Raw genomic sequence first — 16563 nt, 5'->3', positions numbered from 1 at the left:
CTGAGTGCTGAGTGCTGAGTGCTGAGTGCTGAGTGCTGAGTGCTGAGTGCTGAGTGCTGAGTGCTGAGTGCTGAGTGCTGAGTGCTGAGTGCTGAGTGCTGAGTGCTGAGTGCTGAGTGCTGAGTGCTGAGTGGTGAGTGGTTAGCTGTTCACTTAGGACTTGGGACATAGCACTTAGGACTTTCTTTTTCCTACCTGTACCTCTCCGCCAACCGCGCCGGATCCGCCCCGCGCCAGAACGCCCACCGCAGCCGCCACATCAGCACCATCGTCCGCATCACCCCGCGCTCTTCCCAGCGGCGGCTGGAGGTGGTGACGGGTTGGGACAGGCAGAGCGGCGGGCCGAGCGTCTTCAGCGCCTTCGACAGCGCGACGTCCTCCATCAGCGGGATGTCGGGGAAGCCGCCGGCGCGCGCGAACCAGTCGCGGCGCACGAAGATCGCCTGGTCGCCCGTGGCGATGCCGGAGAGGCGCGAGCGCACGCCGATCATCCGCTCGATCACCCGCAGCATCGGGTGGCGCCCGGTGAGCCGCACGTCGAATCGCCCCCACCCGCGTCCGCTTCGCCTCAATCCCCCGATCACCAACTCGTCCGCGTCCGGCGGGAGGCGCGTGTCGGCGTGGAGGAAGAGGAGAACCTCGCCCGTCGCCGCGGCGGCGGCGGCGTTCTGCTGGCGCGCGCGTCCCCGCTCCGACGTGACGACGCGGTCCGCGAGCGGGCGGGCGAGCGCCACCGTGTCGTCCGCGCTGCCGCCGTCGGCCACGATCACCTCGCACCCGCGCGCACGGAGCGGCTGCAGCGCGCCCAGCGTCGCCGCGATCCCCGCCGCTTCGTTCAGGGTGGGGATGATGATGGACAGCGGCGGAGATTCCATCCAGAGGCGATCCGGGATGAGTGTGACCGTGATTCACAATGCATCATCCGACGACCGCTTATCATCCTGCGCGCGTCTCGTGAGCGCCGATACCGTGAAATTGAGCGGATCAGCCTCGCGCGGTTTGCGAGGCTTCCCGTCGTTGTTACTGCGACTTCAGTCGCCGGTGACCGGCTGCGCCCGGAACTACGCGGCGTCGGAGACGTAGGCGTCGGCCTCGATCTCCACCAGCATGTCGGGGTCGATGAGCGACTTCACCTCGAGCATCGCCGTCGCGGGGCGGATGTCCGCGAAGAACTCGCCGTGCGCGCGGGCAACCTCTTCCCAGCGCGAGATGTCGGTGACGAACAGGCGGGTGCGCACCACGTCCCGCATCCGCGCGCCGGCCTGCTCCAGCGCCGCCTCGATGTTGCGCAGCGCCTGCGCGGCCTGCGCGTACGCATCGCCCGGCGCGGCGATCTTCCCATCCACCGTCCCCGTCGTCCCCGCCACCCACACGTGCCGCCCCACGCGCACCGCGCGCGAGTAGCCGACGACCGGCTCCCACGGCGTGCCGCTGGATATGTTCTGGCGCTTTCCGTTCACGGTCGCTCTGGATGAAGAAGTGCGAAAGTGCGAAGGTGCGAGAGTGCGAAAGTAACTCACCGCGGCGGCGATTACGATCCCTTGCTCTCGCACTTTCGCACTCTCGCACCTTCGCACCGTCTCCTACAGTGGCCCGTCCATGTACAGCTCCAGCCGCCACCCGGTCGGGCTGCGCAGCGCGCGGGCCAGGTCCACGCGGAACAGGCCGTCCAGCACGCTCACACCCGCGCCCACCGACCAGAGCGGATGGGCGGCCGCGAAGTCGCCGCGCGCGCCGGCCCAGCCCACGTCCGAGAAGAGGGCCAGGCGGGCGGCGCCCGTGCCGCGCGCCAGCTCGCCGCGGCCGCGCCAGAAGGCCGTGCCCGCCGCGCTGCTGCCGTCGTAGCCGCGCAGCGTGGCCGCGCCGCCCAGCCGCCAGAGCGACTGCGCCGGCACGTCGCCCAGGCTGGTGCCCGCCGCCCCCTCGAGCGCCGCGTCCAGCCCCAGCAGCGAGGTGCCGCCACGCAGCGTGGCCGACGGGCGCGCGAAGCGGAAGGTGCCCGCCGACGCGTCCATCCCCAGCGCCAGCCCCCAGCGGACGCCCAGCACGTCGCGGTCGGCCAGCGGGCGCAGCGTGAGCGCCGCGCCGGCCTGATCCGCGCGGTCGGCGTTGACGTTGGGGCGGAAGTCGAAGTCCGAGAAGGTGCCGCGCAGCGAGAAGTCCGTCGCGGTGGCCACGGGGCCCTGGTGCTCGGCGAAGAGGCGCCACTCCATCCACGGCCGCTCCGAGCGCGGCGGGGCGCCCAGCAGCTCCACGCCGGTGGCGCGGAAGTAGTCGCCGTTGTCGCGCCCCCACAACAGCGCGCCCAGCGAGTTGCCGATCCCCAGCGGGCGCTCCAGCGGGTTCGCCGCGGCCAGGCGCCGGTACCCGGCCAGCCGCAGCCGCCCCCGCGCGCTCTCGCGCCGCACCCCGATCTCCACGTCCGGCTGCCCCGTGGCGGTGGCGATGCGCAGCGTGCCGTCGGCCTGCAGCGCCCCGAAGTCCGCCGACTGCCGCACCCCCACCGACAGCGCCTCCACGCGGTTGTAGCGCAGCAGGAAGGGCGCGCGCCGCCAGGTGGGCGCCATGAAGATCCACGGGTCGGTGGCCACGCGGTTCAGCTCGTGCGCCAGCTCGTCGGTCTCCTTCCCGCTCAGCAGGGGCGCGTCGGGCGTCAGCGGCGGCGGCAGGTCGGGGCTCGACGCCAGCGTGGTGGTGTCGGCCGGGAGCTGCACCTCCACCGTGCGGCAGACGCCCAGCGCGCACAGGCAGTCGCCGCCGTCGCGGCAGGCCTGCGGCGTGTCCGCGCGCGCCGGCAGGGGCGCCGCGGCGGCCAGCGCGCCGGGGGCGGGGATGGGGTCGCCCTCCACCTGGTACTCGGACCAGCTCCGCTCGAAGCGCACGGGGACCGAGGCGAACGAGCCCGCCGTGACCGTGGCGTCGATGGCGTTCAGCGTGGGCATCCACCACTTCCCCTGCACCAGCCCGTATTCCGTGGCCACGTAGCGCACGTCGATGCGCACATCCGGGAGCAGCGCCATCGCCCCGCGGTTGCCGCGCCGCCGCCGCCCGCCCGACGCGCTGTCGCGGCCCACCTGCACGCCCACGTTCACCTGGCGGCGGCCCGCGCTGTCGCTGTGCGTCTCGCTCCGGATCTCCTCCATCAGCGAGTGCGACAGGCGCAGCAGCGTGCGCACCACGCCGTAGCTGCGGTCCTCCAGCCAGATGGACCCGCTCACCAGCGGCGCGTCCAGCCGCCGCGGCTCCACGCGCAGCTCGAACACGCGCACCGTCTCGCCGCCCGAAAGGCGCACGGTCAGCGTGTCGCCGGCACGGAAGCGGTAGTCGCGCTCGCTCCCCTCGGCCAGCGGATGGCGGATCCAGGTGGTGCCCAGCAGCCCCATCCGCATGCGGTCGTCGGCGGGGTCGAACGCCAGGCTGCGCGCCTGCTCGCGCACGTCGTTGTTGTCGTCGTCGTCGTCGCCCACGCTGCGCGAGCGGGCGCCCAGCAGCTCCACGCGCACCGCGCCCTCGCGGCGCCAGTCGATGCGCGCCGCCAGCTCTCGCCCGAAGAGCATGCGGTTGCGGAGCACCGTGCGCAGCCCGGCGGACGAGCGCTCGCGCGCCAGCGCCCGGTACGCGCGCACGCTGCGGTCGGTCAGGCGCCGGTACTCGCGCGCGCGGCGCACCATCTCGCGCGCGGCGGGGTCGCGGTAGGCGCCCGCGATCACGGATGCGGAGAGCGGCGCCGCCGGCGTGGTGTCGGCCGGGGCGCTCGCCAGCAGGAGCAGGGTCGCGGCGGTTGCAAGCATGGTTGGACTGCGGGTGGGGATGAAGAGAAAAAGCTCCGGGGGATGGCGCTCGTTTCCATCCGCCGCCAACGGACATTCCGCGCCACGCCCGGAAGCTTCCGGAGACGGTGATGGATGTCGTTGAATCGATTGGAGATGCGGTGATCGCGATGCCAAACCCGGCGGCGATGCGGCCCCCGCCGCGTCCCCCCGCGCGGACGGACGGTGTGTCATCCTGCGACCGCGCCGGGCGATACGGGGATGGATGCGCGGAGGTTTCCATCTCCATCCCCCCGAAAAGGAAAGAGCCGCGGAGATCTGCTCCCCGCGGCTCAACTGAAATTGGCTCACACCCTTGCTGATCGAACCTCAGAGATGCCGCCTCCGCAGTCCCGCAGGGACTTTGTGCTGTTGTTGCCGCGAATTCATTCGCCTTTTAGTGTGGCCGGCCTGAAGAGAAAGTGCGCGAGCTGGCCCCCTCACCGGCGACTGAAGTCGCAGCAACAACTACGGGAAGCCTCGCAAACTGCGCGAGGCTGATCGGCTCATTCCATGGCATCAGCGCTCATGACCCATCTCCTTTCATCCTTCCTGCGCGCGCAACGCGGGGATGACTCAGGATGACGTCTTTTTGGATCGGCGCGCGGCCAGCATCCTCACTCCGCCAGCTCGCCGCGGAGAACGGTGACGGCCCGGCCGCCCAGGTGCACGCGGTCGCCGGCGGCGCGGACGCGCACGGTGCCGCCGCGGCGCGAGGCCTGGTAGCCGGCGAGCTCGTTGCGGCCCAGCTTCCGCGCCCAGTACGGCGCCAGCACGCAGTGCGCCGAGCCGGTCACCGGGTCCTCGTCCACCCCCGCGTTCGGCGCGAAGAAGCGGGAGACGAAGTCGTATCCATCCCCATCGCCCCGCGCGGTGACGATGACGCCGCGCGCCTGCACGCCGCGGAGCGCGCGGATGTCCGGCTCCAGGCGCCGCACCTCGTCCTCCGACGCGACCTCCACGATCACGTCGAAGTGGCTGCGCCCCACGTACACCGGCGCGACCCCCAGCGCCTCCGCCAGCCCGGCGATCGGGCCGGACGCCTCCTCCGGCTTGGCGGGAAAGTCCATCCAGATCCACTCGCCGTCGCGGCGGCAGGTGAGAAGGCCGCTCTGCGTCTGGAAGCGCGCCTCGTCGCCCGCCGCCAGCGCGCCCGTCTCCCACAGCACGTGCGCGCTGGCGAGGGTGGCGTGCCCGCAGAGCGCGACCTCGACCGCGGGCGTGAACCAGCGCAGGCGGTAGCCGCCGTCCTCGGGGTGCAGGAAGGCGGTCTCGGAGAGGTTCATCTCCATCGCCACGCTCTGCATCCACGCCTCGTCGCGCGGCGCGGGCATCACGCACACGGCCGCGGGGTTGCCGGTGAACGGCCGCTCGGCGAAGGCGTCGACCTGGATGATCGGCTGGGGCATCGGGAAACGAGGTGCGAGAGTGCGAAGGTGCGAGAGTGCAAAGGTGCGAGAGTGCGAAAGTGCTGCGGGATGAAGATAGGGCGTGCGGCGGGGCGGCGTCATGGACAGTGGGGACCGTTCCGGCGGATCACAGTTCCAGGTTTCCCCTTGATGAACTCCTCCGCGCGATTGGATCGCGGCCGGGCGAACGCCGCGCAGGCGGAGTGTGTGCCGTTGTAGCCGCGAGTTCACTCGCATTTTCGCCGATCTCGACGCAACCGAAGATGCTCTCGTGCGCCTTGCCGGACTCACGTGCCGGGCCGGCCATGGATCCTTCGGCCTGCGACTTACGGCGCATGCCTCGGCTTCAGCATGGCCGGCCTGAATGGAAAGATCGCGGGCTGGCCCCCTCACCGGCGACTAAAGTCGCAGCAACAACTACGGGAAGCCTCGCAAACTGCGCGAGGCTGTTCGGCTCGGCGGCGAGTTCCGATTCCGGAGGACGCCCCTTTCATCCATCGTGGTCGCGCGCAGCGCGGTGTTCGACTCAGGATGACGTCTTTTGCGTGGATGGATGGAATCCTTGTGGCCCCTACCGCGTGTTCGGCGTCACGATCCAGCGGCGCGAGCCGGCCACGCTGTCGATGCGGGCCTCGAGGACGCGCAGGCCGGTGAGGCGGGGTTCCTCCCGGCAGCCGTGGTAGTCGTTCACGCGCTTGAAGCGGCCGGCCGCGTGGAGGGTGACGATGGTGCTCGGGCTGTCCGTGGAGGCGTTGGGGCAGAGCGAGGAGCCCTGGATCTCGTCCGGGAGGCTCCAGAACCCGATGCGCCCGGCCTCGTCCACCAGCGCGTCGAAGTCGCGCACGGCGACGGTCCCGCTGCCCGGCGGCGTGTCCGCGGGCCAGATGGAGGTGAAGCGCACCTCGCCCGTGCGCGCCAGCACCAGCCGGTACGCGGGGCAGAAGCCGTAGCAGCGCGTGCGCTCCAGCACGATGCTGTCCGCCCGCGCGGACGCTCCGCCGGCGGGCGGCACGGCGGCCGGGCGTGTGCACGCGGCGGCGGCCGCCATCCCCATCGCCGCCAGGATCCCCAGCTTCCGCATCACGTCCACTCCCGTCCCGGTTCCAGCATCTCCCGGATCGCCCCGGCGCTCACCGGGCGGGAGATGAGATACCCCTGCGCGTAGTCGCAGCCGGCGGCGCGCACCTCGGCCAGCTGCGCCCCGGTCTCCACCCCTTCCGCGATCACCGCCAGCTCCAGCCCCTTCCCCATCAGCGCGATGGTGCGCACCAGCTGCAGCGGCGCGTCGCCCTGGCCGATGCGGCCCACGAAGGTGCGGTCCACCTTCAGCGCCTTCATCGGCAGCCGGTGCAGCGCCGAGAGCGACGAGTAGCCGGTGCCGAAGTCGTCCAGCTGCATCTCGATCCCCAGCGCGCAGAGCTCGGCCAGCACCCGCCCGGCCGCGTCGCTCTCCAGCAGCGCGCTCTCGGTGATCTCGAGCTTCAGGTGCCGCGGCTTCAGCCCGCTTTCCGCCAGCGCCGCGCGCACCGCGTCCACCAGCCCCGCGTGCGCCAGCTGCCGCGCGGAAAGGTTCACGCTCACCGCGATCCGCGCGCCCAGCTCCGCGCGCCACTCGGCCAGCTGCCGGCAGGCCTCGCCCAGCACCCACTCGCCCAGCGGCACGATGGCCCCCGTCTCCTCGGCGGTGGGGATGAAGTCGGCCGGCTCGATCAGCCCGCGGTCCGGGTGCTCCCACCGGCAGAGCGCCTCCACTCCCACGATGCGCCCCGTTGCCAGCGACACGATGGGCTGATAGCGCAGCCGGAACTCGCCGCGCCGCAGCGCCCGCCGCAGGTCCGTCTCCATCTGCAGCCGCGACAGCGCCTGCGCGTGCATGGTGCGGTCGAACACCTCCCACGCCACCCCGCCGCTTCCCTTGGCGCGGTACATGGCCATGTCGGCGTTGCGCAGCAGGTACTCGGGCCGGTCGTACCCCAGCGTGGACAGCGCGATGCCGATGCTGGCCGAGGTGAACACCTCGTAGCCGCTCAGGTTCACCGGCGAGGCCACGGCCTGCACCAGCCGCCCGGCGATCTCCATCGCGTCGTCGGGCCCCTCCAGGCTTCCCAGCAGGATGGCGAACTCGTCGCCGCCGAAGCGGGCCACGGTGTCGGTCGCGCGCACGTTCTCCTGCAGCCGCCGCGCGACGGCGACGAGCAGCTCGTCGCCCACGTGGTGGCCCAGCGAGTCGTTCGCCACCTTGAAGCGGTCCAGGTCCATGAACAGCACGGCGAACTGCCCGCCGCCCGCGTTGAAGCGCAGCAGCGCCTCGCCCAGGCGTTCCATGAACAGGTGGCGGTTGGGAAGGCCGGTGAGCGCGTCGTGCATGGCGTCGTGGATCAGCCGGTCCTCCACGCGCTTGCGCTCCGTCACCTCCTCGCCGAAGAGGTGCACCGTCCCCCGCGCGGGCTGCGGATGGTACGTCCACGCGAACACCCGCGCGCCCACGCGCGACTCCTGGTTGCGCACCGCCGCCCCGGACCGCGCCGCCAGCCGCACCAGCCGTGCGTGCTCGTGCGGCAGCAGCCACGCCGCCTCGCGCGCGCCCACGTCGGCCAGCAGCCGCTCGCCCGCGGCGTTCAGCCACAGCACCTGCCCGTCGGCCGCGCACTCCAGGATGGGGTTGGGGTTCTCGCGCGCGAAGGCGGCCAGGCGCAGCGCCTCCTCCTCCGTCCGCCGCCGCTCGGTGATGTCGCGCGAGTTGACGATGATGCCGCGGACGCGCGGGTCGTCCAGCAGGTTGCGGCCGATGGCCTCGAACACGCGCCACGAGCCGTCGCGGTGGCGCGCGCGCAGCGTGAGCGGGCGGCTGGAGCCGGGAACGATCCGCGCCTGCCGGATCTGCTCCAGCGCGGCCTCCGCGTCGTCGGGGTGGATGATGTCCAGCACGCTGCGGCCCACCAGCTCCGCGGGCTCCCACCCCAGCAGGTGGCGGACCGACGGGGTGATGTAGCGCGTGGTGCGGTCCTCGTTGATCACGTGGATCACGTCGCGCGCGTTCTCCACCAGCGCCCGGAAGTATGCCTCGCTGTGGCGGAGCGCCTGCACGGCCGTTTCGCCGTCGATCCCGCCGGGGATCGACAGCAGGCCGTCCCGGGGCGGCAGCAGCGTGTCGTTCATGGAGATGTGGAGCGGTTCTGGGGACCCGCAGGGCACGGCGAGTGGGCGCGCGGCGCTGCACCGGAGGCGCGCCGCTGGCGGCACCGGACGAATGCTGGTTCGTTTTCTGGACGGAGACAGAATAGCACGCGCCTGCCGCTTCGGGAACACCCCGCCGATGCAATTCGGCACCAACCGGCGCCCCGAAGCATGGGAGACGACATTCTCCGGCGCGCGCCGGACGCGGCGGCGCGCGGTATTCCTGGCGCGTGGTGTCTGGCCGGGCGAATGCGGCGGCGTTATCGTCCCCCGCTGGCGATGATCGGCGCCAGCACACGGGTGTCGAGAACCTCGCGTGAACGGAAATCGGCGCGCGGCCGCGGCATCGCGCCCTCTCCGGCCGGCCCAGGCCGTCCACCTCTCCCGTACCGGGAGAGGTAGCTGGATGGCATCGGCGCGCTACGAGAGCACGGTCGCATCCATGTTCTTCTCGGCGCGGATGCCGGATTGCCACCCTCTCCCGGAACGGGAGAGGGTCGCGCCCTCCGGCGGGGGTGAGGGCGCGATGCCAGGGCACGCACGTCCGCCGATCGATCCACGCAAGCGCAGCCGTTCCAATCACTTCCCACCGATGCGATGAAACACCCGAACGTCTCCATCACCCTTCCCGACTGGGTCGAGTCCACCATCGACCTGGAGAGCACGTACGGCTCCGACGAGGAGAAGATGCGGCTGGCGGTGGAGCTGTCGCGGCAGAACGTGCTGCGCGACACCGGCGGCCCCTTCGGCGCGGCGGTGTTCGAGCGGGGGACGGGGCGCGTGGTGGGCGTGGGGGTGAACAGCGTGGTGCGGCTGAACAACTGCACCCTGCACGGCGAGATGGTGGCGTTCATGATGGCGCAGGCGCGCCTCGGATGTTTCTCGCTGAAGTCCGCCGGTGGGCACGAGTACGAGCTGGCCACCAGCTGCGACCCGTGCGCCATGTGCCTGGGCGCCACGCTGTGGAGCGGCGTAACCCGCGTGATCTGCGGCGCCACCCGCGACGACGCGGTGCGGCTGGGGTTCGACGAGGGCCCCGTCTTCCCCGAGAGCCACGCGTACCTGAAGGAGCGGGGGATCGAGATCGTGCACGGCGTGCTGCGCGCCGAGGCCGGCGCGGTGCTGGAGCTGTACCACGCCCGCAAGGGCCCCATCTACAACGGATAAGAATCTTCCCAGGATGCCGTCTTCGCTTCTTCCCGACGAGCTGGCCGACGCCGAGTCGCGCCTGCGCCGCGCCAACGACGCCTTCACCCGGCGCTACCCCGGCGAGGGCGGCGCCCGCCAGCCCGTGCACACCGTGTACGGCGGCGCGCAGCTCTTCCGCTCCGACAGCACCGTGAAGCTGGGCCAGGTCGCCCGCCGCGCGCTGGCCGAGCACGCGCCCGACGCGCGGACCCTGGCCGCCGCGGTGGGGATGCCCGGCGGCGACTTCGCGGAGCGCGTGTACGCGCGCGTGGCCGAGAAGCTGGAGCGCGAGCCGGTGGAGGACTTCCGCATCGACTTCGAGGACGGCTACGGCAACCGCCCCGACGCGGAGGAAGACGGCCACGCCGAGTCCGTCGCCCGCGAGGTGGCGAAGGGGCTGGCGGAGGGCACCCTCCCGCCTTTCCTCGGCATCCGCGTGAAGACGCTGTCCGAGGAACTGCGCGGCCGCAGCGTGCGCACCCTCGACCTCTTCCTCACCACGCTGGTCCAGGCCACGGGCGGCGCGCTCCCGCCCAATTTCGTCCTGACGCTGCCGAAGGTCGCGCTGCCGGAGCAGGTGGACTTCTTCGTGGACGTGCTGCGGGTGCTGGAGGCCCGGCTGGGGCTGGAGACCGGCGCGCTGCGGTTCGAGATCATGGTCGAGGTGCCGCAGGCCATCATCGGCGCGGACGGCCGCTGCATGCTCCCCGACCTGGTCCGCGCGGGCGACGGGCGCATCACCGCGGCGCACTTCGGTACGTACGACTACACGGCGGGGGTGGGGATCACGGCCGCGCACCAGCACATGCGCCACCGCGCGTGCGACTACGCCAAGCACGCCATGCAGGTCTCGCTCGCCGGCACGGGCGTCTGGCTCTCGGACGGATCGACGACGGTGATGCCGGTTCCCGTGCACCGCGCCGCGCCGGGCGGGCCGCCGCTCACCGCGGAGCAGGCGGACGCCAACCGCCAGAGCGTGCACCGCGCCTGGAAGCTGCACTACGACGACGTGCGCCACTCGCTGGTGGGCGGGTTCTACCAGGGGTGGGACCTGCACCCCGCGCAGCTTCCCACGCGCTACGCCGCCGTGTTCGCCTTCTTCCTGGAGAGCGTGGAAACGGCCGGCGCGCGGCTGAAGAACTTCGTGGAGAAGGCGGCGCAGGCCACGCTGGTGGGCGACGTGTTCGACGACGCGGCCACGGGGCAGGGGCTGCTGAACTACTTCCTGCGCGGCATCAACTGCGGCGCGTTGACCGAGCAGGAGGCGCTGGAGATGACGGGACTGACGCTGGACGAGCTCCGCGGCCGCTCCTTCCTCAAGATCCTGAACGGCCGCCGGCTCCTCGAATAGATCGAAACAGAAGATCTCACGCGGAGACGCGGAGACGCAGAGAACTCGGTGCGCGATGAGTTCTCTGCGTCTCCGCGTGAGATTCTTTTCGTCTGCCCAACGGAGAAGGGCCGGGAATCGCTCCCCGGCCCTCCATCTTCATCTCCCGAACGCTTACTCCGGCGTGGGACCGGCGGCCTTCACCGCGTCGGAGACACGGTCCTCGAAGCGCTTGAAGTTGTCCACGAACAGCCCGGCCAGCTTCCGCGCCTGCTCGTCGTACTGCGCGGCGTCGGGCCAGGTGTTGCGCGGCACCAGCAGGTCCGAGGGCACGCCGGGAACGGCGACCGGCACGTCCAGGTTGAAGAACGGCACCCGGGTCGTCTCCACCCCGTCCAGCTCGCCGGCCAGCGCGGCGCGCACCATCGCCCGCGTGTAGCCCAGCTTCATCCGCTGGCCCACGCCGTAGGGGCCGCCCGTCCAGCCGGTGTTCACCAGCCACACGCGCGCCTGGTGCTCCTGCAGCTTCTCGCCCAGCATCTCGGCGTACACGTTGGGGTGCAGCGGAAGGAACACGGCGCCGAAGCAGGCCGAGAAGGTGGGCTGCGGCTCCTTCACCCCGCGCTCCGTGCCCGCCACCTTGGCCGTGTAGCCGGAGAGGAAGTAGTACATCGCCTGCTCCGGCGTCAGCCGGCTGATGGGCGGCAGCACGCCGTACGCGTCGGCGGTGAGGAAGATCACGTTCTTCGGATGCGCGCCGCGCGCGCTGGGCACGTGGTTGGCGATGTAGTGCAGCGGGTAGCTGACGCGCGTGTTCTCGGTGATCGACTGGTCGTCGAAGTCCACGCGGCGCTCCTCGTCGACCACGCAGTTCTCCAGCACCGTTCCGAACATGCGCGTGGTCGAGTAGATCTCGGGCTCGCCCTCCTTCGACAGCTTGATGGCCTTGGCGTAGCAGCCGCCCTCGAAGTTGAAGATCCCCTCGCCGCTCCAGCCGTGCTCGTCGTCGCCGATCAGCGCGCGCTCGGGGTCGGCCGAGAGCGTGGTCTTGCCCGTGCCCGACAGGCCGAAGAAGAGCGCCGCGTCGCCCTGCGGGCCCACGTTGGCCGAGCAGTGCATCGACAGCACGCCGTGCTCGGTCGGCAGCAGGTAGTTGAGCAGGCCGAACACGCTCTTCTTGATCTCGCCCGCGTACCGCGTTCCCCCGATCAGCACCTCGCGGCGGCCGAAGTGGATGAGGATGAAGGTGCTGGTGCGGGTGCCGTGGCGCGCCGGGTCGGCCGGGTACTCGGGGGCGTGCAGGATGGTGAAGCCGGGCTGGAACTCGGCCAGCTCCTGCTCGCCCGGGCGGCGGAACATGTTGAACGCGAACAGGTTGTGCCACGCGTTGGGGGTCACCACGCGCACCCCCAGCCGGTACTGCGCGTCGGCGCCGGCCCACATGTCGCGCACGTACAGGTCCTGCCCCTCCAGGTGCTCCATCACGTCCTCGCGCAGCCGGTCGTAGTTCTCCGGCTCGAAGGGCATGTTCACCTTCCCCCAGTCCACGTGCCCCTCGCTGCCGGGCTCGCGCACGATGAAGCGGTCGTTGGGCGAGCGCCCGGTGTGCGGGCTGGTGACGGCATTGAAGGGGCCGCCGTCCACCAGGATTCCCTCGCCGCGGCGGATGGCGTGCTCCACCAGCTCCACCGGGTTCAGGTTCCAGAACACGGTGCCCGGGTTGCGGATGCCGTGGCGGTCCAGCCCGAACCGGCTCTCGCGCCCGAAGGTCGGGGCGGAGGCCTGGGCGGGGTTCAACGTGGTAGCCATGCTTCAGGATCTCGGTTCAGGAACGCGGCCCGCCGCCCGGCGAATGCATTGGTTCGGCGGCGGAGCGGAAACCGGTACGGTAGCACGCGCCCGCCCGCGGTGCAAGCCGAGTGCGCGCGCGGTGAGCGCCGCTCACCCGGCGGGCGAAAGGGTCCGGAGCGGCGCCGCGTGTCTTCCGTCCGGGCACGCATCTTCCGGGCGAGCGGCGCGGCACGGAGTGCGAGAGCACGAGATGTAGAGTACGAGAGTACGGAAGTACGAAAGTACGATCGATGAAACGTGCCGGCGCCCGGACGTCGGGGCCGGCAGTCATGGGGATGAATCCTTTTCGCCTCTTCCGCCGCGCCGAAACCGGCTGGATGTGACCGTGCGGGGGCCCGCGCGTCCGTGTCCCGCCCGGAACATCCGTGGTCGCGCGGGGTCGCATACCGGGTGGGCGGGCGACCGGAAGTCGTTTCGCACCTTCGCGGTACAGCAGGAAGAGGCAGTGCCCGGCATCATCGTGGACCTCACCCGCATTCCCGCCCTCGAGGCGCTGGCCGACGCATTCGTGACCGTGGGCGAAGACTGGCGCGTCTCGTACTGGAACGCCGCCGCCGAGCGCTGCTTCGGCGCCGCGCGCGAGGCGGCGCTCGGCGCGCCCGTGTGGGAGGCGCTTCCCGCCGCGGCGCAGCCGTCGCTGCGCGCGCGGCTGGCGGCGGTGGTGGCCACGCGCGCGCCGCTGCGCGTTCCCTTCGCCGCGGGCGGCGACGGGCCGGCGCTCACGCTGGACGCGTCGCCGCTGGAGGGTGGCGGGCTTGCGCTGCACTTCCGCGACGCCACCGACCACGCGCGGGTGGCCGAGCGCTACTCGCGCCTGCTGGCCAGCATCCGCGACGGCTTCGTGGCGGTGGACGCCGACTGGAAGGTCGTCTACGTGAACTCCGCGGCCGAGACGCTGCTGCACGTGCGGCTGCACAAGGCCGTGGGCGCGTCGCTGCTCGTCCATCTCCCCTCCGAGCCGCCGGAGCTGGCCGCGGCGCTGCGGGGAACGATGGGCGACGGGCAGCCGCGGCGGCTGCAGGCGGTGCGGCCCGGAGTGGAGTGGCTGCGCGGGCGCTACTTCGACCTTTCCGTCGATCCGCTGGCGGGCGGGGGGATCTCGCTCCTCTTCCAGGACGTGACCGAGCGGCAGGAGCGCGAGGCCGAGCTGGCGCGCCTGGCCGCCGAGGCGCAGGAGGCCAGCCGCGCCAAGAGCCGCTTCTTCGCGGCGGTGAGCCACGAGCTGCGCACGCCGCTGCACGCCATCGTGGGCTACACGCACCTGCTGTCGACCGACTCGTACGGCGACATGCCGCAGCCGGCGTCGCGGGCGGCGGAGCGGGCCAGCGTCTGCGCCGAGCACCTGGCGCGGCTCATCGACGACGTGCTGGTGCTGACCACCACGGAGATCGACCGTCTTCCCGTCTATCCCGCGCCGCTGAAGCTGGCCGAGTACCTGAACGAGGTGCTGGAGCCCTTCCGCCGCCAGGCCGAGGCCAAGGGGCTGCGCTTCGAGCTGGACGCGCCCGCCGGGCTGACGCTGCACGTGGACCCGGAGCGGCTACGGCAGATCGTGTACGCGCTGGTGACGAACGCCATCAAGTTCACGCCGCGCGGGCACGTCCGCGTGGGTGTGCGCGGGACGGACGGGGAGATCGAGATCCGCGTGGAGGATTCGGGGCCGGGGATCGCGGCGGAAGACCGCGCGCGGATCTTCGAGGCGTTCGAGCAGGTGGGCGACGACGCGCGCACCGACTCCATTCACCGCGGCACCGGGCTGGGGCTGACCATCGCGCGGAAGCTGGCGGGGCGCCTCGGCGGCTCGCTCGCGCTGGAGGGCGGCGACGGCGCGGGCTCGGCGTTCGTGCTCCGCGTCCCGATCTCCGCGCCTGAATGATCCGAACAGAAGGTCTCACACGGAGGGAACGGAGGAAGCGGAGGAACAGCGTGCGCGCTGAGCTCTCCGCTTCCTCCGTTTCGTCCGTGTGATTCGTCGTTACGATCGCTTGCTCCGCGCCGCGGGCTTGCGGGACGCAGCGGAGCGGGCGCGGGCAGCCTGGGCGGCGGCCTTGGGCGTGGTGCGGGGGCGGGCGGCGGCGGGGCGCGCCGGCGCCTTCTTCTCCGCCTTCTCCTGCTTCTGCTCGACCAGGTCGTCCTGCTCGGCGTCGAGCACCTCCAGCGCCTCGGCCGCGGCTTCGGCGCCACCGCCGTAGAGGAAGACGGGGACGCCGGCGGTGCGCAGCGCGTCGGCTACGTCGATGCGGTCCTCGAAGGCGCAGACCAGTTCGTACTCGCGCCGCAGCCGGGCGATCTCGTCGGCCTTGAAGGCGCCGGAGGGGCGGAAGTCGCGCGGCGGGCGCATCACCAGCCGGTCGTAGTCGGTCAGGCCGTTGGCCTTCAGCCACCGCACGGTGGTCTTGCGCGTGTGCTCGGGGCGGCCGGTGAGAAAGACCACGCGGTTCCCCGCGGCGTGCAGCGCCCGCAGCACCTCCATCGACGCGGCGATGGGCGGGTCGCTGCCGATGGCGTCGAAGTAGCTCTTCCAGTCGCGCTTCTTCCCCTTCTCCACCTCCACGAAGTGGGCGCGCGCGCGGTCGTCGCTCAGCGTTCCGTCCAGGTCCCAGATCACCGCTTTCGGCAGCTGCTTCGGCATCCCCATCTCCCGTTCTGGCAATGAGATGGAGATCGCTGCTGGAAGATGCTTGCCAGCGCGTCGCCAGCGCCCCGGGATCTCACGCGGAGACGCGGAGTCGCGGAGAACTCACCCCATGCGATGAGTTCTCCCGCGTCTCCGCGTCTCCGCGTGAGATTTCAGTGTTTCGGTGGCCGCGCGGGGCGCATCTCCACGCGCGAGACGAGGGAGTTGGAGGGGAGCGCGAGCAGGTCCATCACCACCTGGGCGATGTCCTCGGGCTGGATCTTCCAGGCGCCCGACTCGTCCGGCTCGTTGTCGTTGAAGTAGGTGTTCACGCTTCCGGGCATGATGTAGTTGACGCGGATGCCGTGCTGCCGCACGTCCATCATCAGCGCCTCGCTGAAGCCCACGAGGCCGAACTTGCTGGCGTTGTACGCCGTCCCGCCCGCGAACGGGTTCTTCCCCGCCAGCGACGCGATGTTGATGATCCACGCATCCTTGCTGTTCTTCAGATGCGGGATCGCCTCGTGGCAGCAGTAGAACACGCCGGACAGGTTGGTGGCGATCAGCCGGTCCCACTCCGCCGGGTCGATCTGGTCCACCGGCGAGAAGATGCCGAAGCCGGCGTTGTTCACCAGGATGTCGACCCCGCCCAGCTGCTCCGCCGTTGCCCCGATCAGCCGCCGCACGTCCTCCAGCCTGCCCACGTCGCAGGGGATGCCGAGCACTTTCCCCCCGCCCGCGCCCTCCAGCTGCCGCGCGGCTTCCGCCACCTCCGCGGCGTTGCGCGCGGAGACGATCACGTTCGCGTTCGCCCGCGCCAGCGCCTCGGCGATCGAGAAGCCGATCCCCTTGCTGCTCCCCGTCACCACCGCCGTCCGCCCCGTCAGATCCAGCGCCATCCCCGCCTCCCTCGTCTCGTGATCGGCATCTCCAAACCGCTTGTGGGTGATTTGGGGATAAGAAGACGCGGATGCAAGCCGCATCATCGCATGGTCTCATACCGGATCCGGGAATTCAGTTCGTGTATCCTCGCCACTTCAACCCGACGTCATCCTGAGTCGAACACCGCGCTGCGCGCGACCACGGAGGATGAAAGGACAGTGGTCGTGAGCGCTGATGCCACAGAATGAGCGGATCAGCCTCGCGCAGTTTGCGAGGCTTCCCGTAGTTGTTGCTGCGACT

General features: G+C 71.3%; 12 protein-coding genes. 3 read left to right on the top strand and 9 right to left on the bottom strand.

Annotated features, from left to right (window positions below; translation table 11 throughout):
* Positions 1-191: 191 nt before the first annotated feature.
* From VLK66_RS13315 to VLK66_RS13290, 6 genes are all read right to left on the bottom strand, one after another.
* On the bottom strand, positions 192-875 hold the full coding sequence (locus VLK66_RS13315) for a TIGR04283 family arsenosugar biosynthesis glycosyltransferase (protein WP_325309918.1): 684 nt from the start codon (positions 873-875) through the stop codon (positions 192-194).
* 186 nt (positions 876-1061) lie between these two features.
* Positions 1062-1460 (bottom strand): RidA family protein, encoded by a 399-nt coding sequence (locus VLK66_RS13310; protein WP_325309917.1) that lies wholly within the window; start codon positions 1458-1460, stop codon positions 1062-1064.
* A 123-nt stretch (positions 1461-1583) separates the two neighbouring features.
* A complete protein-coding gene (locus VLK66_RS13305) occupies positions 1584-3791 on the bottom strand; it encodes a hypothetical protein (protein ID WP_325309916.1) in 2208 nt (735 codons plus the stop codon).
* A gap of 635 nt (positions 3792-4426) precedes the next feature.
* Entirely contained in the window at positions 4427-5218 is a 792-nt protein-coding gene (locus tag VLK66_RS13300; protein ID WP_325309915.1) for a PhzF family phenazine biosynthesis protein, read from the bottom strand.
* 571 nt (positions 5219-5789) lie between these two features.
* Complete coding sequence (locus VLK66_RS13295) at positions 5790-6299, bottom strand: DUF6438 domain-containing protein (RefSeq protein WP_325309914.1); 510 nt, start codon at positions 6297-6299, stop codon at positions 5790-5792.
* A complete protein-coding gene (locus VLK66_RS13290; RefSeq protein ID WP_325309913.1) occupies positions 6299-8377 on the bottom strand; it encodes a putative bifunctional diguanylate cyclase/phosphodiesterase in 2079 nt (692 codons plus the stop codon). Before VLK66_RS13290 ends, VLK66_RS13295 begins: the two co-directional genes overlap by 1 nt.
* A gap of 615 nt (positions 8378-8992) precedes the next feature.
* On the opposite strand from VLK66_RS13290, the gene VLK66_RS13285 reads away from it, so the two are divergent.
* Positions 8993-9562, top strand: a complete 570-nt coding sequence (locus VLK66_RS13285; RefSeq protein ID WP_325309912.1) for a nucleoside deaminase — start codon at positions 8993-8995, stop codon at positions 9560-9562.
* Between the two features lie 13 nt (positions 9563-9575).
* Positions 9576-10934 (top strand): DUF6986 family protein, encoded by a 1359-nt coding sequence (locus VLK66_RS13280; RefSeq protein WP_325309911.1) that lies wholly within the window; start codon positions 9576-9578, stop codon positions 10932-10934.
* Positions 10935-11087: 153 nt separating this feature from the next.
* Here VLK66_RS13280 and pckA read toward each other — a convergent pair whose 3' ends face one another.
* The gene (gene pckA, locus VLK66_RS13275; RefSeq protein WP_325309910.1) at positions 11088-12722 is read right to left on the bottom strand and encodes a phosphoenolpyruvate carboxykinase (ATP); all 1635 of its coding nucleotides are present in this window, start codon (positions 12720-12722) and stop codon (positions 11088-11090) included.
* A gap of 487 nt (positions 12723-13209) precedes the next feature.
* On the opposite strand from pckA, the gene VLK66_RS13270 reads away from it, so the two are divergent.
* The gene (locus VLK66_RS13270; protein ID WP_325309909.1) at positions 13210-14640 is read left to right on the top strand and encodes a sensor histidine kinase; all 1431 of its coding nucleotides are present in this window, start codon (positions 13210-13212) and stop codon (positions 14638-14640) included.
* A gap of 99 nt (positions 14641-14739) precedes the next feature.
* On the opposite strand, the gene VLK66_RS13265 is transcribed toward VLK66_RS13270, so the two are convergent.
* Both VLK66_RS13265 and VLK66_RS13260 read right to left on the bottom strand, forming a co-directional pair.
* On the bottom strand, positions 14740-15417 hold the full coding sequence (locus tag VLK66_RS13265) for an HAD family acid phosphatase (protein ID WP_325309908.1): 678 nt from the start codon (positions 15415-15417) through the stop codon (positions 14740-14742).
* A 137-nt stretch (positions 15418-15554) separates the two neighbouring features.
* Positions 15555-16280, bottom strand: a complete 726-nt coding sequence (locus VLK66_RS13260) for an SDR family oxidoreductase (RefSeq protein WP_325309907.1) — start codon at positions 16278-16280, stop codon at positions 15555-15557.
* Positions 16281-16563 lie beyond the last annotated feature (283 nt).

This window comes from Longimicrobium sp., assembly GCF_035474595.1.
GTDB lineage: Bacteria > Gemmatimonadota > Gemmatimonadetes > Longimicrobiales > Longimicrobiaceae > Longimicrobium.
This window is presented reverse-complemented; position numbering and strand designations above follow the sequence as displayed.

Coding starts and splice junctions, on each gene's coding strand:
- VLK66_RS13315 (WP_325309918.1), bottom strand. CDS start 875: ATGGAATCTCCGCCGCTGTCCATCATCATCCCCACCCTGAACGAAGCG.
- VLK66_RS13305 (WP_325309916.1), bottom strand. CDS start 3,791: ATGCTTGCAACCGCCGCGACCCTGCTCCTGCTGGCGAGCGCCCCGGCC.
- VLK66_RS13300 (WP_325309915.1), bottom strand. CDS start 5,218: ATGCCCCAGCCGATCATCCAGGTCGACGCCTTCGCCGAGCGGCCGTTC.
- VLK66_RS13295 (WP_325309914.1), bottom strand. CDS start 6,299: ATGCGGAAGCTGGGGATCCTGGCGGCGATGGGGATGGCGGCCGCCGCC.
- VLK66_RS13290 (WP_325309913.1), bottom strand. CDS start 8,377: ATGAACGACACGCTGCTGCCGCCCCGGGACGGCCTGCTGTCGATCCCC.
- VLK66_RS13285 (WP_325309912.1), top strand. CDS start 8,993: ATGAAACACCCGAACGTCTCCATCACCCTTCCCGACTGGGTCGAGTCC.
- VLK66_RS13280 (WP_325309911.1), top strand. CDS start 9,576: ATGCCGTCTTCGCTTCTTCCCGACGAGCTGGCCGACGCCGAGTCGCGC.
- pckA (WP_325309910.1), bottom strand. CDS start 12,722: ATGGCTACCACGTTGAACCCCGCCCAGGCCTCCGCCCCGACCTTCGGG.
- VLK66_RS13260 (WP_325309907.1), bottom strand. CDS start 16,280: ATGGCGCTGGATCTGACGGGGCGGACGGCGGTGGTGACGGGGAGCAGC.